Origin of the sequence: Neorhizobium sp. CSC1952 (assembly GCF_030378245.1) — a bacterium.
Classification (GTDB): domain Bacteria; phylum Pseudomonadota; class Alphaproteobacteria; order Rhizobiales; family Rhizobiaceae; genus Neorhizobium; species Neorhizobium oryzae_A.
Genome location: NZ_CP128416.1, coordinates 198,593 through 224,098 on the forward strand (window position 1 = coordinate 198,593; position 25,506 = coordinate 224,098).

General features: G+C 64.7%; 27 protein-coding genes and 1 tRNA gene. 12 read left to right on the forward strand and 16 right to left on the reverse strand.

Annotated elements, in window-relative coordinates; genetic code table 11:
- Positions 1 to 61 precede the first annotated feature (61 nt).
- Positions 62 to 1,162 carry a COX15/CtaA family protein gene (locus QTA58_RS01005; RefSeq protein ID WP_289671367.1) on the reverse strand — a complete coding sequence of 367 codons (1,101 nt, stop codon included), beginning with the start codon at positions 1,160 to 1,162 and terminating at the stop codon, positions 62 to 64.
- A gap of 189 nt (positions 1,163 to 1,351) precedes the next feature.
- Between QTA58_RS01005 and QTA58_RS01010 the strand changes: the two genes are divergently transcribed.
- Together QTA58_RS01010 and QTA58_RS01015 are read left to right on the forward strand one after the other, a co-directional pair.
- On the forward strand, positions 1,352 to 1,564 hold the full coding sequence (locus QTA58_RS01010) for a DUF2842 domain-containing protein (RefSeq protein WP_085423004.1): 213 nt from the start codon (positions 1,352 to 1,354) through the stop codon (positions 1,562 to 1,564).
- A gap of 127 nt (positions 1,565 to 1,691) precedes the next feature.
- On the forward strand, positions 1,692 to 2,924 hold the full coding sequence (locus QTA58_RS01015; protein WP_289671368.1) for a GNAT family N-acetyltransferase: 1,233 nt from the start codon (positions 1,692 to 1,694) through the stop codon (positions 2,922 to 2,924).
- A 5-nt stretch (positions 2,925 to 2,929) separates the two neighbouring features.
- On the opposite strand, the gene QTA58_RS01020 is transcribed toward QTA58_RS01015, so the two are convergent.
- Positions 2,930 to 5,173: an exopolysaccharide transport family protein gene (locus QTA58_RS01020; protein ID WP_289671369.1), complete on the reverse strand. Its 2,244-nt coding sequence runs from the start codon at positions 5,171 to 5,173 to the stop codon at positions 2,930 to 2,932.
- Positions 5,174 to 5,357: 184 nt separating this feature from the next.
- On the opposite strand from QTA58_RS01020, the gene QTA58_RS01025 reads away from it, so the two are divergent.
- From QTA58_RS01025 to QTA58_RS01065, 9 genes are all read left to right on the forward strand, one after another.
- Positions 5,358 to 5,957, forward strand: coding sequence for a polysaccharide biosynthesis/export family protein (locus QTA58_RS01025; RefSeq protein ID WP_289671370.1), 600 nt, complete (start codon positions 5,358 to 5,360; stop codon positions 5,955 to 5,957).
- Positions 5,958 to 5,963: 6 nt separating this feature from the next.
- Positions 5,964 to 7,124 carry a glycosyltransferase family 4 protein gene (locus tag QTA58_RS01030; protein WP_289671371.1) on the forward strand — a complete coding sequence of 387 codons (1,161 nt, stop codon included), beginning with the start codon at positions 5,964 to 5,966 and terminating at the stop codon, positions 7,122 to 7,124.
- An 81-nt stretch (positions 7,125 to 7,205) separates the two neighbouring features.
- The gene (locus QTA58_RS01035) at positions 7,206 to 8,759 is read left to right on the forward strand and encodes an undecaprenyl-phosphate glucose phosphotransferase (RefSeq protein ID WP_289671372.1); all 1,554 of its coding nucleotides are present in this window, start codon (positions 7,206 to 7,208) and stop codon (positions 8,757 to 8,759) included.
- A complete protein-coding gene (locus tag QTA58_RS01040; protein WP_289671373.1) occupies positions 8,756 to 10,027 on the forward strand; it encodes an O-antigen ligase family protein in 1,272 nt (423 codons plus the stop codon). Before QTA58_RS01035 ends, QTA58_RS01040 begins: the two co-directional genes overlap by 4 nt.
- A gap of 32 nt (positions 10,028 to 10,059) precedes the next feature.
- Positions 10,060 to 10,356 (forward strand): helix-turn-helix transcriptional regulator, encoded by a 297-nt coding sequence (locus QTA58_RS01045; protein ID WP_085422998.1) that lies wholly within the window; start codon positions 10,060 to 10,062, stop codon positions 10,354 to 10,356.
- Positions 10,357 to 10,439: 83 nt separating this feature from the next.
- Positions 10,440 to 10,589, forward strand: coding sequence for a hypothetical protein (locus QTA58_RS01050; protein WP_200814093.1), 150 nt, complete (start codon positions 10,440 to 10,442; stop codon positions 10,587 to 10,589).
- A gap of 103 nt (positions 10,590 to 10,692) precedes the next feature.
- Entirely contained in the window at positions 10,693 to 10,881 is a 189-nt protein-coding gene (locus tag QTA58_RS01055) for a hypothetical protein (protein ID WP_085422997.1), read from the forward strand.
- Positions 10,882 to 11,069: 188 nt separating this feature from the next.
- Positions 11,070 to 11,396, forward strand: coding sequence for a hypothetical protein (locus tag QTA58_RS01060; protein WP_085422996.1), 327 nt, complete (start codon positions 11,070 to 11,072; stop codon positions 11,394 to 11,396).
- Between the two features lie 144 nt (positions 11,397 to 11,540).
- Positions 11,541 to 11,617: transfer RNA gene (locus tag QTA58_RS01065), tRNA-Pro, on the forward strand.
- A 123-nt stretch (positions 11,618 to 11,740) separates the two neighbouring features.
- Here QTA58_RS01065 and QTA58_RS01070 read toward each other — a convergent pair.
- The 7 genes from QTA58_RS01070 to QTA58_RS01100 all read right to left on the reverse strand — a co-directional run bounded on the left by QTA58_RS01070 (position 11,741) and on the right by QTA58_RS01100 (position 16,792).
- Positions 11,741 to 12,223, reverse strand: coding sequence for a BA14K family protein (locus QTA58_RS01070; RefSeq protein ID WP_085422995.1), 483 nt, complete (start codon positions 12,221 to 12,223; stop codon positions 11,741 to 11,743).
- A gap of 114 nt (positions 12,224 to 12,337) precedes the next feature.
- Positions 12,338 to 12,874, reverse strand: coding sequence for a MerR family transcriptional regulator (locus QTA58_RS01075; RefSeq protein ID WP_289671375.1), 537 nt, complete (start codon positions 12,872 to 12,874; stop codon positions 12,338 to 12,340).
- A gap of 149 nt (positions 12,875 to 13,023) precedes the next feature.
- A complete protein-coding gene (locus QTA58_RS01080; RefSeq protein ID WP_085422993.1) occupies positions 13,024 to 13,362 on the reverse strand; it encodes an integration host factor subunit alpha in 339 nt (112 codons plus the stop codon).
- A gap of 122 nt (positions 13,363 to 13,484) precedes the next feature.
- Positions 13,485 to 14,456, reverse strand: coding sequence for a beta-ketoacyl-ACP synthase III (locus QTA58_RS01085; protein WP_289671377.1), 972 nt, complete (start codon positions 14,454 to 14,456; stop codon positions 13,485 to 13,487).
- Between the two features lie 19 nt (positions 14,457 to 14,475).
- Entirely contained in the window at positions 14,476 to 15,522 is a 1,047-nt protein-coding gene (gene plsX, locus QTA58_RS01090; RefSeq protein WP_289671378.1) for a phosphate acyltransferase PlsX, read from the reverse strand.
- Positions 15,523 to 15,658: 136 nt separating this feature from the next.
- Positions 15,659 to 16,225, reverse strand: coding sequence for a DUF177 domain-containing protein (locus QTA58_RS01095; RefSeq protein ID WP_085422991.1), 567 nt, complete (start codon positions 16,223 to 16,225; stop codon positions 15,659 to 15,661).
- 6 nt (positions 16,226 to 16,231) lie between these two features.
- The gene (locus QTA58_RS01100) at positions 16,232 to 16,792 is read right to left on the reverse strand and encodes a ubiquinol-cytochrome C chaperone family protein (protein ID WP_289671379.1); all 561 of its coding nucleotides are present in this window, start codon (positions 16,790 to 16,792) and stop codon (positions 16,232 to 16,234) included.
- Positions 16,793 to 17,029: 237 nt separating this feature from the next.
- Between QTA58_RS01100 and QTA58_RS01105 the strand changes: the two genes are divergently transcribed.
- Positions 17,030 to 17,560: an outer membrane protein assembly factor BamE gene (locus tag QTA58_RS01105; protein WP_085422989.1), complete on the forward strand. Its 531-nt coding sequence runs from the start codon at positions 17,030 to 17,032 to the stop codon at positions 17,558 to 17,560.
- A gap of 72 nt (positions 17,561 to 17,632) precedes the next feature.
- Here the strand turns inward: QTA58_RS01105 and QTA58_RS01110 are convergent, their stop codons facing one another.
- The 7 genes from QTA58_RS01110 to nrdR form a co-directional block, all read right to left on the reverse strand.
- A complete protein-coding gene (locus QTA58_RS01110; protein ID WP_289671380.1) occupies positions 17,633 to 19,774 on the reverse strand; it encodes a sodium-translocating pyrophosphatase in 2,142 nt (713 codons plus the stop codon).
- Positions 19,775 to 19,989: 215 nt separating this feature from the next.
- On the reverse strand, positions 19,990 to 21,216 hold the full coding sequence (locus QTA58_RS01115; protein ID WP_289671381.1) for an MFS transporter: 1,227 nt from the start codon (positions 21,214 to 21,216) through the stop codon (positions 19,990 to 19,992).
- Positions 21,217 to 21,229: 13 nt separating this feature from the next.
- A complete protein-coding gene (gene nusB, locus QTA58_RS01120; protein WP_085423437.1) occupies positions 21,230 to 21,721 on the reverse strand; it encodes a transcription antitermination factor NusB in 492 nt (163 codons plus the stop codon).
- A gap of 4 nt (positions 21,722 to 21,725) precedes the next feature.
- Complete coding sequence (locus QTA58_RS01125; RefSeq protein WP_289671382.1) at positions 21,726 to 22,181, reverse strand: 6,7-dimethyl-8-ribityllumazine synthase; 456 nt, start codon at positions 22,179 to 22,181, stop codon at positions 21,726 to 21,728.
- A gap of 910 nt (positions 22,182 to 23,091) precedes the next feature.
- Positions 23,092 to 23,706 (reverse strand): riboflavin synthase, encoded by a 615-nt coding sequence (locus QTA58_RS01130; protein ID WP_289671383.1) that lies wholly within the window; start codon positions 23,704 to 23,706, stop codon positions 23,092 to 23,094.
- A complete protein-coding gene (gene ribD / locus QTA58_RS01135) occupies positions 23,706 to 25,004 on the reverse strand; it encodes a bifunctional diaminohydroxyphosphoribosylaminopyrimidine deaminase/5-amino-6-(5-phosphoribosylamino)uracil reductase RibD (RefSeq protein ID WP_289671384.1) in 1,299 nt (432 codons plus the stop codon). The genes QTA58_RS01130 and ribD overlap by 1 nt, the downstream gene beginning before the upstream one ends.
- A gap of 5 nt (positions 25,005 to 25,009) precedes the next feature.
- A complete protein-coding gene (gene nrdR, locus QTA58_RS01140; protein WP_085422983.1) occupies positions 25,010 to 25,489 on the reverse strand; it encodes a transcriptional regulator NrdR in 480 nt (159 codons plus the stop codon).
- Between the last annotated feature and the right edge of the window lie 17 nt (positions 25,490 to 25,506).

The window sequence follows — 25,506 nt, forward strand, 5'->3', positions numbered from 1 at the left end:
CTGCTTCAAGGACGGGGAGCCGGAACGTCTTCCGACATAGGGCTGAAAAATTTCTTCGAGGTCAGCTCCGGATTTCGACCACCGTCTCCGGCGCGTATTCGCCGACGAAGCCGCGCCAGTGGGCGACGGCAAAGCCGAGAACGATCAGCGCACCGGCCTGATGCGCCAGCGCCAGGTCGAGCGGCACCTGCATGAGAAGCGTCGCGATGCCGATCACGGCCTGGAGACAGATGAGGCCGAAGAGCAGCACCGAGCGCCGTGCATGGGTCGTTCCCGGCGCGGCCCTCAGCACCGCCACCATGTGCCACAGCGCGACCGCGAGGAGCGCATAGGCCCCGATGCGGTGGACGAACTGCACGGTCTTCGGGTTTTCGAAGAGGTTGATCCACCAGGGCTGCTGAATGAAGAGATCGCCCGGGATCACCGCGCCGTCCATCAGCGGCCAGGTATTGTAGGAGAAGCCCGCATCGAGGCCGGCGACCAGCGCGCCGAGATAGATCTGGAAAAGGCTCATCGCCGCCACCAGCACGGCGCCGGCCTTCGCCCGGCCTTCCGGCGCCGCGTCGTCGCTGTGCGGCGACAGGCCCCGCATGATCCATACACAGGCCGCGAAGATCAGGCAGGCGATCACCAGGTGCGTCGCCAGCCGGTATTGCGAGACGCTGACAAGCTTGGTCAGGCCCGAGGAGACCATCCACCAGCCGATGAAGCCCTGGAAGCCCCCGAGCGCCAGCACGCCCACGAGCGGCCAGCGCAGCCGTTTCTCGATGCGGCCGGTCACCCAGAAGAAGATCAGCGGCAGGGCGAAGACCACGCCGATCGAGCGGGCGAGGAAACGGTGCGCCCATTCCCACCAGAAAATCGACTTGAACTCGTCGACCGTCATGCCCTTGTTGACCTGCTGGTATTGCGGGATGCGCTGGTAGAGGCGGAACTCCTCATCCCATTCCTCGGCCGAAAGCGGCGGGATCACGCCGTGGATCGGCTTCCATTCGGTGATCGAGAGGCCGGAATCGGTGAGCCGCGTGGCCCCTCCCACCAGCACCAGACAGAAGAGCGTGAAGATGACGACGCCCAGCCAGATGCGCACCGCCTTGCGGTCGCGCTCGCGGCGCTTCGTCCGGTTGATGACATCGATGATCACGGCATCGGTCGCCGACATGGGGCACGCTCCTGTCGCTCACGCCAAAAGGCGCCTCCATCCACAGGAGGCGCATCCACAAGCATTTCGCGTTGCTTTGCCTCATCGACCCGTGCAAAACAAGCCCCGGCGCTTTGCGGCATCCAGTCGCGGACAGCGGTCGCGGCCGCATGATCACAGGCCGGCGGCCGCCATAGAGGAGAAGGCATTTTGGTCCCGCGTTTGAGAAGTTTCATCGGCACCATTCTGATCATCGTCCTGGTGATCGTCTATGCGCTCGCCGCCACGACCGTCGCGACGCTGCTTCTCGCCACCTCGCCCTGGTGGGTGCACTTCCTCTATTTCCTGCTGTCCGGCCTTCTCTGGATCCTGCCCGCGATGCTGATCATCAAATGGATGGCCGGGCCGAAACCGAAGGGCTGAGCTTTACCGGCGATTAACCAGCAGCGCCGGTTTCCCCGGCCCTCCGCCTGACCATAAACCGATTTTTGGCGTCTTCGGCCCATCCTGCCTGCAAACGGCAGATGCGGGCGAAGCCATGCAGCGGAAGATGCAATACGAAGAAGCGATCGTCGAGACGCCCGGCGGGCGGACCGGCGCGGAAGCTGTCCGCTTCTCCGCGCTGACGATCGACGCCGCCGGCGATCCGCGATCCGCCGAAGGCGAATGGCGACGGCTCGAAAACCTCGCGATCAACTCGCTGCATCAGGGTCTCGACTGGTGCCTCGCCTGGACCGAAGCGCACGGCCGGGAGCTTGCGGTCGTTAGAGGTGTTGCGGACGGCCGCACGCATCTCATCCTGCCCCTCGAAATCGTCCTGGAAAAAGGCGTCAGGATCGCCCGCTTTCCGGGCGACCGCTTCAACAACGGCAATACCGGCCTTTTCGATCCCGACCTCGCGGCTCCGGACACGGAAGAACTCCAGAACTTCGCCTATGCGCTGAGAACCGCGCTTCAGGACAAGGCCGATCTCGTCGTGCTCGACAATATCCCGCTCCACTGGCGCGGCATGCGGCATCCGCTCGCGGGTCTTGCGACGATCGAGAACCAGAACCGCTCCTTCCAGCTCCCCCTCTTTGCCGATTTCGAGGCGACGATCGCCCAGCTCAACGCCAAGAGCCGCCGCAAGAAGTTCCGCTCCTCCAGCCGCAAGATCGAGGCGATCGGCGGCTACGAGTATATCGTCCCGAGGGAGCATGGCGAGAAGCACGCCCTCCTCGACCTCTTCTTCCGCCAGAAAGGCGCGCGGCTGCGCCTGTTCGGCCTGCCGGACGTCTTTCAGCCCCCGGAGACGCGCGATTTCTTCCATCGGCTTCTCGACGTTCCGGAAGAAGGCGGCGATACGCCGCTCATCCTGCATGCCATCCGGCTGCGCGGCGAGCACGAGGGCCATATCCCCGCGATCGCCGGCCTGTCCCGCAAGGGCGACTACGTCATCTGCCAGTTCAGCTCGATCGACGAGACGATCTGCCCGGAGGCAAGCCCCGGCGAGCTTCTCTTCTGGCTGATGATCGAACGATCCTGCCGCGACGGCGTCTCGGTCTTCGATTTCGGCATCGGCGACCAGCCCTACAAGCGCAACTGGTGCAGCCGGGAAACCGTGCAGCACGACATCCTGCTGCCGCTGACATGGAAGGGATCGATCGCACGCCCCCTGCTGATCGGCAGAACCAGGGCGAAGGCCGCGATCAAGCGCAGCCCGCACCTCTATGCGATGGTGCAGCGATGGCGGGCCGGCCAACCTTCAAGGCCACCGGAGGCAGCCGTTTCCGACGGCGATTGACGGCCTCAAGCCGCGCGGCGGCCCGGGCGCGGCGAGCGCCGGTCGCCGGCTTCCGTCATGACCAGCACGTTGCGGTATCCGGCCGTTTCGAAATCCGTCACCAGCGTGGCCACGTCCTCGTCCTTGAAGCCCGGCACCGAGAGAACGATCTCGGCCAACCCATTCCGGGTCAGGCGCGAAACGCCGGAAATTTCGGCCGGACCGCATTCGACCAGAACGAGATCGTAGGCATCCGCCAGCGCATCGATGATCATCGTCAGGCGGTCGGCGCCGCGCATCGCCTGGGCGGGATCGGAGGCCCCATGCGGGATGATATGAGCGTTTGAAAGCCGGTCCCGATGGATCGCGTCGCCGAAGGCGGTCTCGCCGCAGAGAAGATCGGTGATGCCCGGCAGTCCGGGTTCGTCCGCCATCAGGCGCGTCGGGCAGGCCGAGCCGGTCATGTCGACCAGCACGACGGTCCGGCCGCGTCCGGCGATCTCGCGGGCAAGCATGACGCTGGCGCTCGATCCCTCGTCACCGCCCGGCGAGATGCCGATCGCCACCGGAATGCCGTGACGCAGGAGGTAATGCGCGACGGAAGCGATCGTGAAAGCCTGGTCGCCGGCTGCCGCCACATCCCGCTCCTCGGCCGGCCGTGCGGCAGGAGTTTCCTTGGCCGGCTCCTCAGGTTCGGAAGGTGTCGCGGCCGCGGCCGTCTCCTCTTCCTGCGCCGGCTCCGGACGGCTGAACCGCGCGGCCTCGGCCTGCATCCGGTGGATCGGCAGCGGCGCAGCCGCGTCGGTCTCGGCAGGAGCAGCAGGCGCCGGCGTGGCCTCGACTTCGGCCTCGGGCTCGGCATCCCGCAGACCTGACGGACGCAGCGCCCGGCCGGAAAAGAGCTCGACGACCATGACCATCAGGCAGCCGAGGATGAAGGTCGCGAGCGACACGACGACGACGATCGGGATGATCTTCGGGAAATAGGGTTCGGAGGGCTCGACGGCGCGCGAGACGACGCGGGCATCGGCGGGGCTGGAATTGCTCTCGATACGGGAGGTCGCCTCGCGATAGCGGGCGAGATAGGTCTCGAGAAGCTGGCGCTGCGCCGTCGCCTCGCGTTCGAGCGCCCGCAGGCCCACCTCCTCTTCGCCGGCCTTGGCGGAATCGGCCTTCAGTCCGTTGAGTTGCCCCATGAGCTGACGCTCGCGCAGGCGCGACACTTCCGCCTCGTTGTCGAGGCTCGCAAGGATCTTCTTCGTTTCGCTGTCGATCTGCTGGCGGATGCCGGCGAGCTGGGCGCGCAGGCCTCTCAGCCGCGGATGGCCGTCCAGAAGTTGCGTGGATTGATCCGATATCTGGGCCTGAAGGTTGGCTTCGGCCTCCTTGAGACGCTGGATCACCTGGGAGCCGACCACGTCGGTCAGGGTATCGGAATCGCGGCCGGCCTTGAGCGCCGCGCGGACGTTTTCGGCGCGCGCCTCGGCATTCGCCCGCTCCGCCCGCACGCGGGCAAGCTCGGTGGAAATGTCGTTGAGCTGCTGGGCGGAGAAGCTGTTGGTCTCGGTCGTCTGGAAGAGGCCGTTGGAGGAACGGTAGTCCGCCACCTTTCTTTCCGCCTCCTGGACCTTCTGGGTCAAGGTGGCGATTTCCGGCTCGAGCCATTTGGCGGTTTCGGAATGGGTATCGAGCTTAGCGCCGCTCTGGATCTCCAGATAGACTTCCGCCATCTTGTTCGGAATGTCGGCGGCGAGCTTCGGATCGTGCGAGGAGAACTCGATCGCGATGACGCGGGAATTCTCCACCGGATAGACCTCGAGCTTGTCGCGGAATTCCCGGATCACCCGGTCTTCCGCATCGAGCTTCATCGGGTCCTGCTTGAGCCCGATCAGCACCAGCGGGTCGGGAAGGACCGACTGCGCGGCCGGATCGAACTCCTTGAGCTCGGCGAGGTTGAGCTCGCGGGCCACGCGCCTGATCAGGTCGGTCGATTGCAGGACCTGCGCCTGGCTGGTGATGTTGAGCGCGTCGAGAACCGGGTCGTTGGCCTGCGGCGCGCCCTCGCCTCCGGTCAGGTTGGGCGAGCGGGATTCGATCAGGAGCCGCGTTTCGCCCCTGTAGCTCGGCGTCGTCAGGCTGGTTGCCACGAGAGCGGCGGCAGCGGCGACAACCGTCACGCCGATGATCCTCGCCTTGCGCTCCCAGACCGCCGACACGATCCGCCCAAGGTCGATGTCCACGTCCTGATTGCCGCCGTTTACGCCTGACATGATACGCTCCCGCTGATCGGTTTCGGCAAATGGTAAAGGATCATGGTAACGCGAGGGTTAATGGCGCCTCGCGTGCCGGCGGCATATAAGAAAATCATAAAATTCCTCGCATCTTTACCGGGCATTAACCCTAACGGATCGATAACGGGCCCAGATGCTGGAATAGCCGGAGCCCTACGCGGAAATGTCCTTCGCCCAATCCAAACATGTTCTGGCCACACACGTGCTGGCCAAACACGTGCTGGCGCTTGCACTTGCCGCAACAGCGCTTGCAGGCTGCACAAGCAGTGCGCCTGCGCCGAAAAGCTTTCAGGAAGCAACGATCCAGCCCTACCGGCTCGATAGCGGCGACCGGCTGCGCATCAGCGTCTTCGACCAGCCGGGCCTGACCAACACCTATACGGTCGACCAGGCCGGCTACGTCGCCTTCCCCCTGATCGGCCAGATCGCCGCCCGCGGGCAGACCCTGCCGGCGCTGGAGGGCGCGATCGCCGCACGCCTCCGCCAGGGCTATCTGCGCGATCCCGACGTGACGATCGAAGTCGATCGCTACCGGCCCGTCTTCGTCATGGGCGAGGTGGGCCGGCCGGGGCAGTATTCCTACGTTCCCGGCATGACCGCCCAGAATGCCGTCGCGATCGCCGGCGGGTTCACCTCCCGTGGCAATCAGCGCGACGTCGATGTCACCCGCAAGATCAACGGCCAGGTGATCACCGGCCGCACCGCGGTCTCCGCCCCGGTTCTGGCGGGGGATACGATCTACGTTCGCGAGCGGCTCTTTTGAGGGATCATGTCGGAGAACGCTCCCCTGCGGATACTCCACTGCTTCCGGTCCCCCGTCGGCGGAATCTTCCGCCATGTGCGCGATCTGGTCGAGGAGCACCGCGCAGCCGGCCACGAGGTCGGCATCCTGTGCGACAGCTCCACCGGCGGAGCGCATGAGGACCGGCTCTTCGACAGCATTCGGCCGCAGCTCTCGCTCGGCCTCACCCGCATCCCGATACGCCGCGCGATCGCCCCTTCCGATCTCGCAGCCATCTACCGAAGCTACAAACATATCAAGAGCTTGCAGCCGGACATCGTGCACGGGCATGGCGCCAAGGGCGGCGTCCTTGCCCGGCTGATCGGCTCAGCCCTGCGGGTCAACAGGTATCGCGTAGCCCGCCTTTATTCCCCGCATGGCGGCAGCCTGCATTTCGACCGGGCGAACCTCTCCGGTCAGGTCGTGCTTCGCCTCGAGCGCTTTCAGGAGCATTTCGGCGACGGCCTCGTCTTCGTCTGCGATTACGAGCGGCGCACCTACGAGGCGAAGGTCGGCAAACCGCGCGCCGTCACCCGCGTCATCTACAACGGCATCAAGGACGCCGAGTTCGAGGCGATCGAAGCCGGCCGGGAGGCGCCGCATTTCCTCTATATCGGCATGCTGCGCGACCTCAAGGGTCCGGACGTCTTCATCGACGCCTTCGCCCGCACGGAGCGCGCCGTCGGCCATCCGCTTTCGGCGCTGATGGTGGGCGACGGCCCGGACCGCGACCGCTACGAGGCGATGATGGCCGAACGCGGCCTCGGCCGCCGCATCGAGATGCGGCCTGCCATGCCGGCACGCGAGGCCTTCGCGCTCGCAAGGACCGTCGTCGTGCCCTCCCGCGCCGAGGCCATGCCCTATATCGTGCTGGAGGCGCTTGCGGCCGGCAAGGCGGTGATCGCCTCGCGGGTCGGCGGCATTCCGGAAGTGCTGGGAGAAACGAGCGCGGCGCTCGCCAATCCCGGCGATGCGGACGATCTTGCCCGCATCATGACGCAAGCCGTCACCACGCCCGGCTGGAAGGATCAGGTCATGCCGAAGCCGGAGGCGTTCAAGGCGGTCTTCTCCGCCTCTGTCATGGCCCGCGACATGCTCGACCTGTACCGGAATCTGCTGGCCACGGCCGCCGCGCCCGGGCAACCCTAAAGGCTTCCTTCACCTCTTTCTGTTAGGTGTTCCAAATACTTCCAGCTCCGTCGGGGCATGGGACGCCAGAGGGATCGGTCGATGAGCCAGCCGAACAAGTCCGAACAGTTCGATGTCGAGGATCTTCGCAGGAAGGTTGCGGAAATCCGCGCCGGCGAAGAGAAGCAGGCTCCGGCAAACGCCACGGCGCTCAATCCTCTCGCCCGGCAGATCGCCGAGCAGTTCCGCGACGACAGCACGTCGCCCACCATACTGATCGGCCAGTTCCGGCTGTTCGAGCTTGCCGCCCTGCTGGCGATCGGCCTCCTCGTCGGCGCACTGATGGCGCCGGTCGAAGCCGGCGGCTTCCTCGCCCGTTTCGCCCTGATCGCCGCCGGATCGACCCTTACCGTCCTGCTCCTGCAGATCGCCGATACCTATCAGATCCCGTCGCTGCGCGGCGCCAGCCGGGCCGCCAGACGCGTCTTCACCGGCTGGACGATCGGTTTTCTGGCGACGGCCGCGGTCCTTTACCTGGCCGAATCCCGCCCCTACCCTCTTGCCGCTCTTCTCGTCTGGTTCGTTGCCGGCGCCGGCTTCCTGCTCCTCGAGCGGCAACTCACCGCCTTCGCCATCCGCAACTGGGCCCGCAACGGCGTGATGGAGCGCCGTGCCGTCATCGTCGGCGGCGGGGAGCCCGCCAAGCAGCTCGTCCGCCAGCTCGAAGCGCAACCCGACAACGACATCCGCATCTGCGGCATCTTCGACGATCGCAACAGCGAGCGCTCGCCGACCGTCGTCGCGGGCTATCCGAAGCTCGGCACCTTTGCCGAGCTGGTGGAATTCGCGCGTCTCGCCCGGATCGACATGCTGATCATCGCACTGCCGGCAAGCGCCGAACAGCGCATCCTGCAGCTCCTGAGAAAGCTCTGGGTGCTGCCGGTCGACATCCGCCTCGCCGCCCATGCGAACCGCCTGCGCTTCCGCCCCCGCTCCTATTCGCATGTCGGCGCGGTGCCGATGTTCGACATTTTCGACAAGCCGATCCGCGACTGGGATTCGGTCGCCAAGCGCATCTTCGACATCGTCTTCTCCGTCGTCGCGATCGTGCTGCTCTGGCCGGTCATGCTGGGGGCGGCGATCGCCGTGAAGGCCACGTCGAAAGGCCCCGTCCTCTTCCGCCAGAAGCGCCACGGCTTCAACAACGAAGTGATCGAGGTCCTGAAGTTCCGTTCCATGTACACGAACATGGGCGACCAGACCGCGATCAGGGCGGTCACCAAGGGCGATCCGCGGGTCACGCCGGTCGGCCGCTTCCTGCGCAAGTCCTCGGTCGACGAGCTGCCGCAGCTCTTCAACGTCCTGCGTGGCGAGCTCTCGCTCGTCGGCCCGCGTCCGCATGCGGTGCATGCCCAGACCGGCGACCGCAAGTATGTCGATGTGGTCGAGAGCTATTTCGCACGCCACCGCGTCAAGCCCGGCGTCACAGGCTGGGCGCAGATCAACGGGCTTCGCGGCGAGCTCGACAGCGACGAGAAGATCCGCGCCCGCACGGCCTATGACCTCGACTATATCGAGAACTGGTCTCTCCTCTTCGACCTCAAGATCCTGTTCCTGACGCCGATCCGGCTGCTCAACACGGACAACGCCTATTGAGTTCGCTCGCTTACAATCCCCGGAGCGACCATCCGGAGCGGTTCGACAGCCGGCTGGCCGCCATGAGGCTTGCCGGGTCGGCTATGATCGCCTTCGGCGTCTTCCTTTCCGGCTTCGTCATGTCGGAGCCCGCCCCTTACGAACTGATCATGGTGGGGCAGGTCGCCGTCTGGTTCCTGCTGGGCCTGAAAATATCCCGCACCGTCGCGTCGCTGCTCGTCCTGCTCATGATCTTCAACCTGAGCGGCCTCACCACCATGTTCGCCATGAAGGACATGAGCGGCGCGCCGATGTACTTCGCCGTCTCGGTCTTCCTGGCGCTGAGCTCGGTCTTCTTCGCGGCCATCGTCGAAGACGACCACCGGCGGCTCTCCCTCGTCTTCAAGGCCTGGGTCGCGGCGGCGATCATCACCGCCCTGCTCGGCATCGCCGGGTATTTCAACGCCTTTCCGGGCGCGCATGTCTTCACCCGCTACGACCGCGCCATGGGCGCCTTCCAGGACCCCAACGTCTTCGGCCCCTATCTCGTGGCACCCCTCCTCTATCTGCTCTACCGCCTGCTGACGGGGCCGCTCGTCAGGACGCCGCTCCTGATCCTCGGCATCCTCGTCCTCGCCTTCGGCATCTTCCTGTCCTTCTCGCGCGCCGCCTGGGGCCTGCTCGTCTTCGGCGGTGCGGCCCTCGTCGTCATCATGCTGCTGAAGGAGCGGACGACCGCCTTCCGCTTCAAGATCCTGGCGATCGCGATCGGGGCCGCCCTTTTCCTGGTGCTCGTGCTTGCCGTCGCGCTGCAGTTCCCGCAGGTTTCCGATCTCTTCATGAACCGCGCCCGGCTGGTGCAGGAGTATGACGGAGCGCGCCTCGGCCGCTTCGAGCGCCACAAGATCGGCTTCCTCATGGCCATGGAGCGGCCGCTCGGCCTCGGGCCGATGACGTTCGGCAAGATGTTCGGCGAGGACGAGCACAATATCTGGCTGAAGACGCTCACCACCTACGGCTGGCTGGGTGCGGTGACCTATCAGATCACGATCTGGTCCACCCTCTGGTTCGGCTTCCGCTACATGCTGCGCGAGCGTCCCTGGCAGCCCTATCTGATGATCGCCTGGGTGATGATCCTCGGCCACGCCATCATCGGCAACGTCATCGATACAGACCACTGGCGGCATTTCTACCTGCTGCTCGGCATCGTCTGGGGCTGCGCGGCCCTCGAGCACCGCTACCGGCGATCGCAGGCCATGAACCGCCGTCCGGCCCCGCCCCGGACTTGACTTCCGGCCCCCTCCGCTCCAGATCAAATCCCATGCTGACAGCGTCTCAATTGCGCGCCGCGCGCGCCATGACGGGAATGACGGTGGAGGAACTCGCCGCCATCTCGGGCCTTTCCAGATCCGCCATCGAGGAAGCCGAAGCCGCCAAGGTCTTCGCAGGCGCCGAGGTCTCGGACCGCCTGCGCGCCATCTTCGAAGCGAGAGGCATCCTCTTCCTGGGCGCCGGCGACGGCGACGATCCCGGCGCGGGACCGGGCGTCAGGCTGCGCCAGCGGTCCCATGACGAGGGCATCCGCCCGCAGAACCTCAACGCCGCGAACGACGACTGACCCCTCCCAAATTGTCTCTGCGGGCCGGGAACTCTTTGAGTTCCCATGCGTTTTCCCGCCGTTCAATCCTGCAGGGGGCATGCATGACGCGCACCAACAATCTCTACCTTATCATCGGCGCCTTGATCCTGGTCGTCGCCGGACTGGGCTTTTACGTCTACCGGGAAGAAACAAAACCCGAAGGCGTGCAGATCAGCATCGGCGAGAATGGTATAAAGGTCGAGGAAAACTGAAAATTACTTGGAGTATATTTTTAACAATAAAGGCGCAGAATTTCGTGGAACAAAAATTCACCATGTGAGTTCAGGTTCGCACGGTCGGGAAAGAGGGGTTCTCATGACAACGCATCTGAAAGCCGGGGAAATCGAGAACAAGGGTGCGAAGAAGGTCTGGAGCGTGGCCGAGTTCGCCAAGCGCTACCGCCTCGACAAGGCAGAGGAAGCCCGCCTCCTGAAACTTCTCGGACCGTTCGCTTCGCAGCAGGAACTTCTGATGAATGCCAGCCGGGCGCCGCGCTTCCGCTGAACTGACGACAGGACCTGTCGGTATACCGGCGCGCGCCCTTTCCAGCCGGGCCTCCGGGCAAGTCCAAGACGCTTTACTGGGCCGCCTTTACTGGCGGCTTTTCTTCTGCGGAACCTTTATCGCCTCCCCTGGTTTGCTCCACAGGGACCAAACCGCGCCCTTCGTTACAGGGCGAAAGGAGGAAAACCATGAGGATACTTTCCAGAGCCGGGCTTTCGGCCGTCCTACTGCTTGGCGCCTTTGGCGCCTCATCCATCGTTCCCGCGTCTGCCCAGGATCTCCAGCTCCGCATCGGCCCGGACGGCGTTCGGCCGGAATTCCGCGATCGCGATCGGGATCGTGACTATCGCGGCGGCTGCAGCCCTGGCGAAGCGCGCGCTGCCGCCCGCGACGAGGGCTTTCGCCGTCCGGAAGTCGTCCGCGTCACAGATCGCAGCATAACCGTCGAAGGCTGGACGAGAAACGGTCCGGACCGCATCCGCTTCGCCAACCGTCGCGGCTGTCCGGAGATCTGATCGTCCCCGGCCGCTCAAGCCCCCCGCCCCCGAGGCGGGGATTTTCTTGAGGCATCATGACGGCGAGATTGGCGCATTCGGGATTTTTCCCTTGCACCGGGAGTGGCATGTCAGTATGGAAGGCATGCTTCGAACGAAGCTGGTCGGGGCGTAGCGCAGCCCGGTAGCGCACTTGACTGGGGGTCAAGGGGTCGCTGGTTCAAGTCCAGTCGCCCCGACCATTTATCCCCTTGAAATCTCAGTCAGATCGATTGCCTGTTCAGTCGGGCCCTTTCTCCAGACACAACTTGCCCGCCCCACCGATTGGGCAGGGCGGGCTTATCGCCTTCAATATGGGCCTCGCCTCAATAGGGCGAATAGCACTGCCGGCGCGGGCCGTTATAGGGCTGATAGGTATTGTCATAGGCCCTGTAGGAACGGTACCGCGAGTAGCACCAGTTCACATGCGAGTTGCCGCCCACGTAACGGCGCGGCGGAGCGTAGCGCGGCTGCGCCAGGGCGCCGCCGATGATGGCTCCGGCAGCAAGGCCGCCGATGATCGCCCCGACATTGGGCCCACGATCATAACGCCGGTGGTAGCGATGTCCGTAGTACCGGTCGCGATAGTAACCGCGGCGGGGGCCGTAATACCGGTCGCGATAATAGCGGCGGCGTTCCCAGCGATCCCGGCCACGCAATTGGGGACCGTCGCGCCAATACTGCACATTCTGCACCTGCTGGGGTGCTTCGATCTTCGGGGCGCTGATAGACGGGAACGCCTGGGCAGGCGCGATGCCGCTAAGAGCCGTCACCAAAGACAACATGACGACGGTGATCTTTTTCTTCATGACTCACCTCCTCTTATGTTTTCCTATGAGGAAATGATCCTCTTTTTCATCTGAACCAGAGGTGAATGGTAAATTCGGCGTAACGTTCCCTGAAGCTGTGTTTTTTAGGTTCCCCTAACGGACCTGATCGAGGAGGCGCTTGCATTCGAGGAGGTCGAACAGCGCTTCCTGCAGCAGCGCGCGGTCTTCCTTGCCGACGCTCGATTTGCCGACCGACACTTCCGGAACGTCGTCGTCATGCGAGGAGCCGAAGCCGAAGAAACGGCCGCTCGGCTTCACCTTGGGACGTCCGACGATCTGGTCCTCCTCGGCGGCGGCGATCTTCGGCTCCACATGCTTCTCGCTGTTGGCCGCCATGATCGCTTCCATCGTGGCGAGGTCGCCCGAGGCGATCGCCGCGACGAACTTGTTGCCGTTCGTCTTCAGAAGCTTCTGGACGCCCTTGATCGTATAGCCATGGTCATAGAGCAGGTGGCGGATGCCCTTCAGCAGGTCCACGTCCTCGGGGCGGTAATAGCGCCGCCCGCCGCCGCGCTTCATCGGCCGGATCTGCGGAAACCGCGTCTCCCAGAAGCGCAGCACGTGCTGTGGAAGGTCGAGATCGTCGGCGACCTCGCTGATCGTTCGAAAGGCGTCCGGGCTCTTCTCCAAGTGTCACACTCCAACTGCGAACGGCCGATTCCTGACGGCGACTGGCGTCGAGTCTCGCACCGATTATGCGACGAATCGGACATATCTCAACGGTTTAAGCCGGGAGATTCAAGTATGTTCACAAGATTGGAGAAAGGCCGCAGCCTGTTTCACGCGACCGGGCTTGCCGGCTTCTGCTTCGCCTTGCGTGCCGTATGGGCCTTCAGGATGCGGTTTTTCAGCACGTTGGACGCCTTGAAAGTCATCACCCGGCGCGGCGAAATGGGCACTTCCTCACCGGTTTTCGGGTTGCGGCCGATCCGCTCGTTCTTGGAGCGGACCTGGAATGTTGCGAAGGAGGAGAGCTTGACGACTTCGCCCCGCACGATGGCGTTGCAGATTTCATCGATGACCGTTTCGACGAGCTCGGCCGATTCGGTCCGCGAAAGCCCGACCTTGCGGAATACCGATTCCGCCAGATCCGCCCGTGTTACTGTCTTGCCGGCCATGATCCCCGCCCAATTTCTGAGATTGATCTTTTCAAAGCCGATAGAGAGTATTTTGCTTGGGCGCGAGGGTCAAGCGCCTGTGCGCAATCGCTTATTTGCCTTTTTGGCTTAGGGCGTGGATTTTACCACCGCACGAGCAGCGCCCCCCAGGTGAAACCGCCGCCCATGGCTTCCAGCATCACCAGATCGCCTTTCTTGATGCGGCCGTCGCCCGCGGCGACCGAAAGCGCCAGCGGAATCGACGCCGCCGACGTATTGCCGTGCAGATCGACCGTCACCACCACCTTCTCGGGCGAAATGCCGAGTTTCTTCGCCGAACCGTCGATGATGCGGCGGTTGGCCTGATGCGGGACCAGCCAGTCGAGATCCTCGGCCGTCGTGCCGGTGGCGTCGAACGCGCCTTCGATCACGTCGGTGATCATCGCGACGGCATGCTTGAAGACCTCGCGGCCTTCCATGCGCAGATGGCCGACGGTGCCGGTCGAGGACGGGCCGCCGTCGACATAGAGCTTCTCCTTATGGGAGCCGTCGGAGCGCAGATGGGCGGTCAGGATGCCGCGGTCGGCGATCGTCCCCTCGCCTTCCTCGGCCTCCAGCACGAGCGCGCCGGCGCCGTCGCCGAAGAGCACGCAGGTTGTGCGGTCCTTCCAGTCGAGGATGCGCGAGAAGGTCTCCGCGCCGATGACCAGGGCGCGCCTTGCCATGCCGCCACGGATATGGAGGTCGGCGGTCGCCATGGCATAGACGAAACCGGTGCAGACGGCCTGCATGTCGAAGGCATAGCCGTGCGTCATGCCGAGACGGTTCTGGATATCGACGGCGGTCGCCGGAAAGGTGTTGTCGGGCGTCGAGGTCGCGACCAGCACGAGGTCGATATCGTCGGGCGTCAGGCCCGCGTTTTGAAGCGCGGCGCGCGCCGCCTGCTCGCCGAGCGAGGCGGTGGTCTCTCCCTCACCCGCGATATAGCGCTGACGGATGCCCGTGCGCTGCACGATCCATTCGTCGGAGGTTTCGACGATGCCCTCCAATTCCCGATTGGTCATTACCCGTTTCGGGAGCGCTGCCCCGTAACCGCGAACCACTGAACGGATCATTCTTCTTCACATCCTGTCGTCATGCCGCTTCGGGGCCAGCCGGAGGCTGGCGGCGGGCATGATAAAAATCCAAATCCTGCGCGATCTTGGCGTTCAGATCGTTGCGCGCCATGTCGTAACCGACATCGATCGCGGCGGCGAAGCCGTCGGCATTGGTCCCGCCGTGGCTCTTGATGACGATGCCGTTCAGACCCAGGAAAACGCCGCCATTGACCTTGTTCGGGTCCATCTTTTCCCGCAGCCGGTCGAAGGCGCCCCTGGCGAACAGATAGCCGATCTTGGCGAAGATGGTACGCGACATCGCCTCCCGCAGAAGCGTGGAGATCTGCCTGGCCGTTCCTTCCGCCGCCTTGAGCGCGATATTGCCGGTAAAGCCCTCGGTCACCACCACGTCGACGGTGCCCTTGCCGATGTCGTCGCCCTCGACGAAGCCGTGATAGGCGATCGTCGGGAGGTTGGCCTCGCGGATCAGCCGCCCGGCGTCCCTCACCTCTTCCTGGCCCTTCACCTCCTCGACGCCGACATTCAGAAGTCCGACGGTCGGCCGGTCGATCTCGAACAGGGCACGCGCCATGGCGCCGCCCATCAGCGCGAAATCGAGGAGCTGCTGGCTGTCGGCGCCGATCGTCGCACCGATATCGAGGACGATGCTTTCGCCCTTCAGCGTCGGCCAGATGCCGGCGATCGCCGGGCGCTCGATATTGGCCATCGTGCGGAGACAGAATTTCGCCATGGCCATCAGGGCGCCGGTATTGCCGGCCGAAACCGCGACATCCGCCTGGCCGAGCTTCACCGCCTCGATCGCACGCCACATGGTCGAGACATAGCGGCCGCGGCGCAGCGCCTGGCTCGGCTTCTCGTCCATCGAGACGGCGAGTTCGCATTCATGAAAGACCGACTTTTCCTTAAGTTTCGGATACTTCGCCAACCATGGCTCGCACTCGGCTTTCAGTCCGTAGATGAGGAAGGTCATGCCCGGATGGCGGTCCAACGCCTTGGCGGCACCCGGAATGACGACCTCGGGACCAAAATCGCCACCCATGGCGTCGAGAGAAATTCTGATCACGCGTCCCTGATCCTTATCTTCGCCGGACGCATGCACTCGTCATGCGCCAGTTCTAGCGTCTCCAGCGGCCTCATGCGCGGCCCTGCCGGCGAATTCGTGGCCAAAATATAGTTTTTGTCGCCGCGTACAACAGCCCTCAGTCCTTTTTCCAATCTTTCAGGACTGCGAACGGATTGGGTCGGCCGGACTTTCCGTCCGCGTCGCTCTCGATGTGATCGGAGAATTCCACGCCCGGCTTGCGCGGATAGGGATCGATGGCGAGTGCCGCGAATTCCGCCACCGCCGCGCCGGCATCGATCGTATCGCCAGAGAAAGCCTCCGGCAGGTCCGGCCCTTCCGGATCGAGCACCATTTCGGCGGCTTCATTGGTGACGATCCGCGCAAGCTTCGAGCCTTCGGGCACGAAGACCTGCTCGAAATGTTCGTCTATTCTGGATTCGACCGGCTCGAGCGTGACGACGCAGGCCTGGACGATATCCGCCTCGACCCGGCCCTTGAGGCGCACGCCGTCCTTCTTCCAGCGGGCGACCTGCAGCTCGGCCTTCAGCGAATTGACGGCGAGCACCTGCCAGAGCTTCGCCAGATCCTTGAGCTCCTGCGCATCGGCTTCCAGCCGGACCGTCACCGGATTGGCGGAAATATGCCCGACCTTGACGGGATAGGAAAAGGGAGGCTTGCCGCCTCCGTCATCGTCATTCTTCATGGAACCTCACTTTTCCGCCGGAGGGCCCGCCAGGGGGCCCGGAACCGGCAGAACGGCCTGCCCGCGGGAAATCTCGTCTTCGGAAATGCCGGCGAGCGCGGTTTCCGCCACGATCATCCAATCGGCCAGGCCGCGCATACCGGGCGCGCCCTCTCTCTCGGGATAGATGTTGCGCCGGAGCGCCTCAGCAAGCCCCTCGCCGTCCCGGGCCTCCAGAGCCGCCGCATAGGCCTCCAGCCGCCCGTAGAACATGCCGGCCAGTTTCTTCATGCGCTTCGGCACGCTCTGGTCGCCGATCCCGAGCTCCCGGATCGAATGGTCGATATCCTGGAAAAAGGCATCGACGATCTCCTGCGCCAGTTCCTGGCCGCTGGCGCCGGATTTCGCCGTGCGGCGGAAGAACAGGATCATCACGATCGAAAGCATCTCGAACCGGCCCATGACCGTGTCGGGCACATCGAGATCGCTGTAGAAGAAAGGAACGCGCGCGGCCGATGTCAAGGCCGTGTACTGCCGGTCGACGATCGACTGATTTTGGTTCTTCTTCTTGAAAAGGCCGAAGATCATTCAAATTCCCGCTTCTGATCTCCACGAATGGGTTATGACGGCGCCAAGCCGTGTTGCATGGAAACGAAAGCTGGTTTACCGAAGCATGCACGAATTGCAATGCCGTTCGGAGGATCGGCGAACGGAGCGTCGATCTTTGCTGTGACATGCGGCCGGGCCGGTCTTTACGTCCCCGAATAGCCACAATGGTATAACAGCAGGGATTGTATGAGCAGCGGGGGCGAGTCGAGTTTGGGGATGCGGTTGAACAAGCGGGTTTTCGGATACGAGATGACATTCTTGAGTAAGACCGCGATGGCAATGGTCGTCGCTTCCATCACCGTCTCGGGCTGCACTTCCATGCAAATCGGCGACACGATGTACAACGGCTACGTCGTCGACCAGCAGTCGCTGGAGCTCATCCCGGTCGGCTCGAGCCGCGAGCAGGTGCTGCTCACCATGGGCACGCCCTCGACCACCGCCACCTTCGACAACGAGGTCTTCTACTACATCTCGCAGAAGCGCCAGCGGGCGGCCGCCTTCATGAAGCCGCGGATCGTCGAGCAGTCGGTGCTGGCGATCTATTTCGACAAGAACGGCGTCGTGGCAAACCGCGCCAACTACACGCTCCAGGACGGCAAGGTGTTCGACTCGATCTCGCGCACGACGCCGACCGGCGGCCGCGACCTCACCTTCCTGCAGCAGCTTCTCTCGGGCGGTGCCGGGGCCAATAGCGGCGGCGCGGCGGCAGCCCGCGGCATCCTGCAGAACATGGGCATGGGCAGATAAGCCCTCATCCATCCGGAACAAAGCCCGCGGAGATCGCTCTCCGCGGGCTTTTTTGTTTCGGGGGAACCGATATCAGCCGGCGAGGACCGCCAGCAGCAGCAGCGCCACGATGTTGGTGATCTTGATCGCCGGGTTGACGGCTGGGCCCGCCGTGTCCTTGTAAGGGTCGCCGACGGTATCGCCGGTGACGGAGGCCTTGTGGGCCTCCGAGCCCTTGAAGTGCTTGACGCCGTCCTTGTCGACGAAACCGTCCTCGAAGCTCTTCTTGGCATTGTCCCAGGCGCCGCCGCCTGACGTCATCGAGACCGCCACGAAGAGGCCGTTGACGATGACGCCGAGCAGGGATGCGCCAAGCGCTGCGAAGGCGGACGCCTTGTCGCCGCCGGAGATCAGCAGCACGCCGAAATAGACGACGATCGGCGCCAGGACCGGGAGCAGCGACGGGATGATCATTTCGCGGATCGCGGCACGCGTGAGGAGATCGACGGCCCGGCCGTAATCCGGCTTTTCCGTACCCGCCATGATGCCCGGCCTGTCCCGGAACTGCTTGCGCACCTCCTCGACGATCGAGCCCGCCGCGCGGCCGACGGCGGTCATCGCGATGCCGCCGAAGAGATAGGGGATGAGGCCGCCGAAGATCAGGCCCGCGACGACGTAGGGGTTCGACAGGCTGAAGGAGATTTCGCCGATGCCTTCGAAATAGGGATACTGGGCGGCGTTGGCGGCGAAGTACTGCAGGTCGTTGGCATAGGCGGCGAAGAGCACCAGGGCGCCGAGACCGGCCGAACCGATCGCATAGCCCTTGGTGACCGCCTTGGTCGTGTTGCCGACGGCATCGAGCGCGTCGGTGGACTTGCGCACTTCCGGCGGCAGGTGGGACATTTCGGCGATGCCGCCCGCGTTGTCGGTGACCGGACCGAAGGCGTCGAGCGCGACGATCATGCCGGCAAGGCCGAGCATGGCGGTGACCGCGATGCCGGTGCCGAACAGGCCGCCGAGCTGGTAGGTGGCGATGATGCCGCCGACGATGACGATCGCCGGCAGCGCCGTCGATTCCAGCGAGACGGCAAGGCCCTGGATGACGTTGGTGCCGTGGCCGGTCACCGAGGCCTGGGCGATGGAGTTCACCGGGCGCTTGTTGGTGCCGGTATAGTATTCGGTGATCACCACGATCAGCGCCGTCACGACGAGGCCGAGCAGGCCGCAGACGAAGAGCCTGGTGCCGGTGATTTCGAGCCCCGCAACGGTGCCGACTGTACCCCAGCCGATGGTGAGCGAGGTGGCGGCACCGAGGCCGAGGATCGACAGGAGGCCGGTGACGATCAGGCCCCTGTAGAGCGCGCCCATGATCGAGCCGTTGGAGCCGAGCTTCACGAAGAAGGTGCCGATGATCGAGGTGACGATGCAGGCGCCGCAGATCGCCAGCGGATAGATCATCGCGGTTTCGAGAACCGGCGCGCCGGCAAAGAAGATCGCCGCAAGCACCATGGTGGCGACGACGGAGACCGCGTAGGTCTCGAAGAGGTCCGCCGCCATGCCGGCGCAATCGCCGACATTGTCGCCGACGTTGTCGGCGATGGTGGCCGGGTTGCGCGGATCGTCTTCCGGAATGCCGGCCTCGACCTTGCCGACGAGGTCGCCGCCGACATCCGCACCCTTGGTGAAGATGCCGCCGCCGAGGCGGGCGAAGATCGAGATGAGCGAGGCGCCGAAACCGAGCGCCACAAGCGCATCGATGACTTCGCGGGAACCGGCGGGATGACCGAGACCCACGGTCAGGATCCAGTAGTAGATGGAGACGCCGAGGAGAGCGAGACCCGCCACCAGCATGCCGGTGATGGCGCCGGACTTGAAGGCGATGTCGAGGCCGGCGGCAAGGCTCTGCGAAGAAGCCTGGGCGGTGCGCACATTGGCGCGGACGGAGACATGCATGCCGATGAAACCGGCAGCCCCCGAGAGCACGGCGCCGATGACGAAGCCGAGCGCGGCCGTGCCGGAGAGCAGCAGCCAGGCCAGGATCGCGACGACGATGCCGACGATGGCGATGGTCATGTACTGACGCGTCAGATAGGCCTGCGCGCCTTCACGGATATAACCGGCGATTTCCTGCATGCGCGGATTGCCCTGATCGGCAGCCAGCACCGAACGCGTCGCCCATACGGCATAAATGATCGACAGCAGGCCGCAGACGATCACACCCAGAATTACGGTCATTCGCTTCTTCCTCTCCCTGATTGCCGGCTGGCACATTCCATCCGGCCATGCACCCTGCGGCGCCGCACACCTCCCGGATGTACGGATAGCGCCACAACACTCCACAGCGCATTTCAACGCGGCGACCGCTCCCCTCCCAAGGATTCCGGGATCGCCACGCGGACGCGAGATTGCTGTGAGGATGAATTGCCGTCAAGCCCCGAGAGGGCAAGTGATCATGCTGATTTCGCAGAACGGGATCTGAACATCAGCGCCGCGACGAGGCCGAGGCAGACGACGGTCACCGGCCAGACGATGAGGTTCATGAACGACCAGCCATAGGCGGTGAAGACCTTGCCGGAGGAAAAGGACGACAGCGCAACGGTCGTGAACAGGATGATGTCGTGGAAACCCTGCACCTTGTCGGCTTCATGCGGCCGGTAGCTCGAAGCGACGATGGCCGTCGAGCCGATGAAGGCGAAGTTCCAGCCGATGCCGAGCAGGACCAGCGCCGCCCAGAAGTTCCAGAGCTCTATGCCCATATGGGCGACGACGGCGCAGCCCATCAGGACGACGAAACCGGCCGCGACGACCTTCTCGACGCCGAATCGGGAGATCAGCATGCCCGTGAAGAAGCTCGGCGCGAACATGCCGAGCACGTGCCACTGGATGCCGAGGGTCGCCATTTCGGAGGGGAAACCGCAGCCGATCACCATGGCGAGCGGCGCGCCGGTCATCATGAAGGTCATCAGCGCGTAGGAGGCGATGCCGCAGATCATGCCGGTCAGGAACCGCTGGCTGACGACGATCTCGCCGAGCGGACGGGCCGGCGCGGCGGCCGCCGCCGGATCGCCCGCCATTTCCGGCAGGTTCAGAGGCGACAGGATGAGGATGGCGACGAAATAGAGCGGGATGAGGATGATGAAGGCGCCGGCAAAGAGCACCGGCGCCAGCAGGTCCTTGCTCCAGATCGCGAGCTGCGGGCCGAGGACGGCCGACACGATGCCGGCGCCCAGAATCCAGGAGATCGCCTTCGGCTTGTAGAAGGAGGGCGAGGCATCCGCCGCGGCGAAGCGGATTTTCTGGGTGAAGCCGCCGCAGAGGCCGATCAGCAGCAGGCCGAAGGCAAAGAGCCAGAAACTCGACTGGAAGAGCGCGACCGCGGCGATCGCGGCACCAAGCGCGCCGAGGACGGAGCCGAGCATGAAGCTTGCCTTGCGGCCGAGGAAGCGCGACGCGATCGCAATCACGACCGCACCCACGGCGACACCGACGTTGAAACCGGTCAGCGGCGCGGTCGAAAGCGACTTGTCCTCGCCGAGGAGCTGGTAGCCGGCAAGGCCGCCCAGCGCGAAGACCAGGGGCGGAGCCGCGCCGAGGATCGCCTGGGCCGCGGCCAGCAGGCCGACGCTGCGCCGGGCAGTGCGCATCTGCGCCTGAAGACCGTCCAGCCCAGCGTCCATGATGCCCTGCCCGCTATTTCTTCGTTTCGCCGCGCACCTGCTTGGCGATGCGGTCGAGAACGGCGTTGACGATGCGCGGCTCCTCCTCCTCGAAGAAGGCGCGGGCGATCTCGACATATTCGGTCACGATGACGGCGACGGGCACGTCCTTGCGCTCCAGGATCTCGAAAGTGCCGGCCCTCAGAATCGCGCGCAGCGTCGAATCGAGGCGCGACAGCGGCCAGTCCTCCTGCAGCGACGAACGGATCAGCGGATCGATCTTCGTCTGGTCGCGCACGACGCCGGAGACGATCGAGCGGAACCAGGAGGCATCCGCCTTCAGGTAGGTCTCGCCGTCGAGCTCCTGGCCGAGGCGATGGGCCTCGTATTCGGCCACGACCTCCAGCACGCCGGTGCCGCCGATATCCATCTGGTAGAGCGCCTGCACGGCCGCAAGGCGGGCGGCGCCCCGCTGGTTGGCGGGCTTGACCGGATGTTCGCCTTCCCTTCCACCTTCCCGGGCCATCAAATCAACCACCGTAAAGCTTTTCGCGCAGCGCGATCATGGTCAGCGCCGCCCGGGCGGCAAAACCGCCCTTGTCCTTGTCCGAACGGCGGGCGCGCGCCCAGGCCTGCTCGTCGTTTTCGACCGTCAGGATGCCGTTGCCGATCGCCAGCGCTTCCGACACCGCAAGGTCCATCAGGGCGCGGGAGGATTCGTTGGAGACGATGTCGAAATGGTAGGTCTCGCCGCGGATGACCATGCCGAGCGCGACGAAGCCGTCGTAGTTCACGCCCCCTTCTTCGGCCGCGTCGAGCGCCATGGAGATCGCCGGCGGGATTTCCAGCGCACCCGGCACGGTGACGACGTCATAGGTGGCGCCGGCCTCTTTCAGCGCATGGGTCGCGCCGTCCAGCAGCGCATCGGACATGTCGTCGTAGAAACGCGCCTCGACGATCAGGATATGGGGCTTGGTGTCGGACATGGGAATTCCTGCTGGTTGTCGGCCCAAAAGCCGCGAGTTGCCGGGTCAAACCATGACGGACGGCGGATGGCAAGTGTTTTTCGAGTTCCAGCCCTGCAGCACCGGCACGGCAGCCTTGCCGGCAGATGCGCCCGACTTGCCTCCGGGATCGCGCGCCGGTTCGCGAAAGGCGACGAGCAGGCATACTCCACCCTTGGCGATCTTGGTGTTTCTTGTTTCGGCCGGGACACGTCGTGTGCCTCGTATTGAATTTTTATATATGACACGCGACGTGTCCCGTTCGGTCAGTTTTTCCGCGCAACTCCGGTTCCTCTGCGGCGATATGGTCTTACGTCCTTGCGGATGCCATACCGGGTTGTGTGCGACACACGCACGCCCCGCCTTGAAGGCGAGAGGGGGACCATTTTCTGCGCAGCCCCTGATGGCCCGCCTGCATCAACGGCAGACCGCCAGGGCACCGGTCCCGTCTCGCCGGCGATGCGTAACCGGTGTAGCCGAAACGGAACGGGGAGAAGGATGGCATGGGTTTGAGGGGGCGGGGATGAACGGAGGCGGTTTTTTCCGGCGGTTTTTTTCAAGGCATTGATTTGCCTTGTGGTACCCCCCTCTGCCCTGCCGGGCATCTCCCCCTCAAGGGGGGAGATCGGATGGGGGCGCGGGCTTCCCCAAACAAATTAACCTTCTACCCGGCACACGCCAAATGAGACGGGAAGACCGTGCCGCTTGTGATCTCCCCCCTTGTGGGGGAGATGCCCGGCAGGGCAGAGGGGGGTGGCGGTCCGATTGCGTTGGATAAGCCAAATGCAAGCCATACTGAAGCACCGTCTCCCGGCCCTTCGCTCCGGCTCAGGGCGTTCGTCGCTGCAATCGATTCACTGGATCGATTGCTGCCGCTTCGCGGCACCGCTCCTCACCCCTTGCCTGGAAACTCCGCCAGCCGTGCGGCGTAGCGGGCCATGGTATCGACCTCGAAATTGACGAAATCGCCCGGCTGGCGGTCGCCCCAGGTGGTGACGGCGAGCGTGTGGCGGATCAGCAGGACGTCGAAGTCCGTGCCGTCGACGGCATTGACCGTCAGCGACGTACCGTCGAGGGCGACGGAGCCCTTCGGCGCGACGAAGCGGGCGAGGTTTTCGGGCGCACGCAGGCGGATGCGCACCGCCTCCCCCTCCGGCTCGACGGAGAGGATTTCCGCCTTGCCGTCCACATGGCCGGAGACGATATGGCCGCCGAGCTCGTCGCCGATCTTCAGCGCGCGCTCGAGATTGACCCGCGTGCCTTCGCTCCAGGTGGAAACCGTCGTCAGGCGCAGCGCCTCTTCCCAGGCCTCCACCTCGAACCAGCGCTCGTTGCTGCCGTCCTCCGGCAGGCCGGTCACCGTCAGGCAGACGCCGCCATGGGCGATCGAGGCGCCCATATCGATGGTCTTCGGATCGTAATTGGTGGAGATGCGAAGCTTGACGCCCTCGTCCAGCGGCGTCATCGCCGCGACCGTGCCGACATCCGTGACAATTCCGGTGAACATCAAAAACCCCTCTCGTATTCGAACAGACGGTCGGCGCCGAAAGCGCTTTCCCGGACCAGCGTGAACCCTGCCGGCATATCGGATGGCGTCAGCGGCGATTCAAGCCCGCCCTCGCCGATCGCGCCGGCGCCCTGGAAGAGCAGGACATGGTCGATGAGGCCGGCCTCCAGGAAGGCTTTCGCGACGATGGCACCGCCCTCGACGAGCAGCGAGGAAATGCCGCGGGCGGCGAAGATCGCCAGCAGGATGTCGAGGTCGGAGGTTTCCATGATCTCGACGCCTGCGGCCTTCAACCCATCGACCCTTCGAGCAAGCTCGCCCCCCTCTGCCCTGCCGGGCATCTCCCCCACGGGTGGGGAGATGGGCAAGGAGCCGGCACCTCTTCCAGCTTTTGTCGTCTCATCTGCCGAACCGGAGGGCGGCTCAACCGCATCAGGGGAAGATGTGGAGCGAGCGGCGGCTCCATCGATCTCCCCCCTTGAGGGGGAGATGCCCGGCAGGGCAGAGGGGGGTGTTAATGGAGCATCGGCCGGAAAGACTGAAGAAGGCGCTGCAACCACGATCACCGGGACATCCCGTGCCGTCCGGACCAGCTTCGAATCCAGGGGAAGCTGCAGCCGGCGGTCCAGGACGATGCGGATGGGCGAGCGATCCTCCATGCCGGGAAGGCGCACGGTCAGTTCCGGATCGTCGGACAGCGCCGTGCCGATGCCGACGAGGATGGCGTCCGATTGCGCCCGCAGCCGATGCACCTCGGCGCGCGCCTCGGGTCCGGTGATCGCCACTTCCTCGCCGCGCCGGCCGAGCTTGCCGTCGGCCGAAACCGCAAGTTTCAGAGTCACATAGGGGCGGCCCTTCGTCTGGCGCATGAGATAGCCGGCGAGCGCCCGGCGCCCCTCCTCCTCCATCAGGCCGGTCTCGACCGCGATGCCCGCGTCCCTTAAGATCGCCAGGCCGCGGCCGGAAACGCGCGGATCGGGATCGGTGAGGCAGACGACGACGCGGGCGACGCCGGCTTCCACCAGCGCGTTGGCGCAGGGCGGCGTGCGGCCGTAATGGGAGCAGGGTTCGAGCGTGACGTAGACCGTCGCGCCCCTCGCCTTCCCGCCCGCGATATCGAGCGCCTGGGTTTCCGCATGCGGCCGCCCACCCGGCGCGGTCACCGCCTCGCCGACGACCTCGCCGTCCTTAACGATGACGCAGCCGACGGAGGGATTGGTGCCGGTGAGCCCGAGATTGCGGCGCGACAGGCGGATCGCCGCCGCCATGAATTCGCGATCTTCGGGCGCAGCGCCCATGACCGTCAGGGCTCCTCGCCCGTATCGCGGGCGATCTTGGCGTTGATCTCGGCAATCACCTTCTCGAAATCCTCCGCATGGGAGAAATCGCGGTAGACGGAAGCGTAACGCACGAAGGCCACGTCATCGAGGCTCTTCAGCGCCTCCAGCACCTGCAGGCCGATCTCTTCCGACGAGATCTCGTTCTCGCCGGAGCTTTCCAGCCTGCGGACGATGCCGGACACCGCCCGCTCGATGCGGTCGTTGTCGACCGGCCGCTTGCGCAGCGCGATCTGGAAGGAGCGCACCAGCTTGTTGCGGTCGAAGGGCACCTTGCGGCCGGTCTTCTTGATGACCATCAGCTCGCGCAGCTGCACCCGCTCGAACGTGGTGAAGCGGCCGCCGCAATCCGGGCAGATGCGCCGCCGGCGGATGGAGGTGTAATCCTCCGCCGGACGCGAATCCTTGACCTGCGTGTCTTCCGAACCGCAATAGGGGCAGCGCATCGGATTTCCTTGTTTTC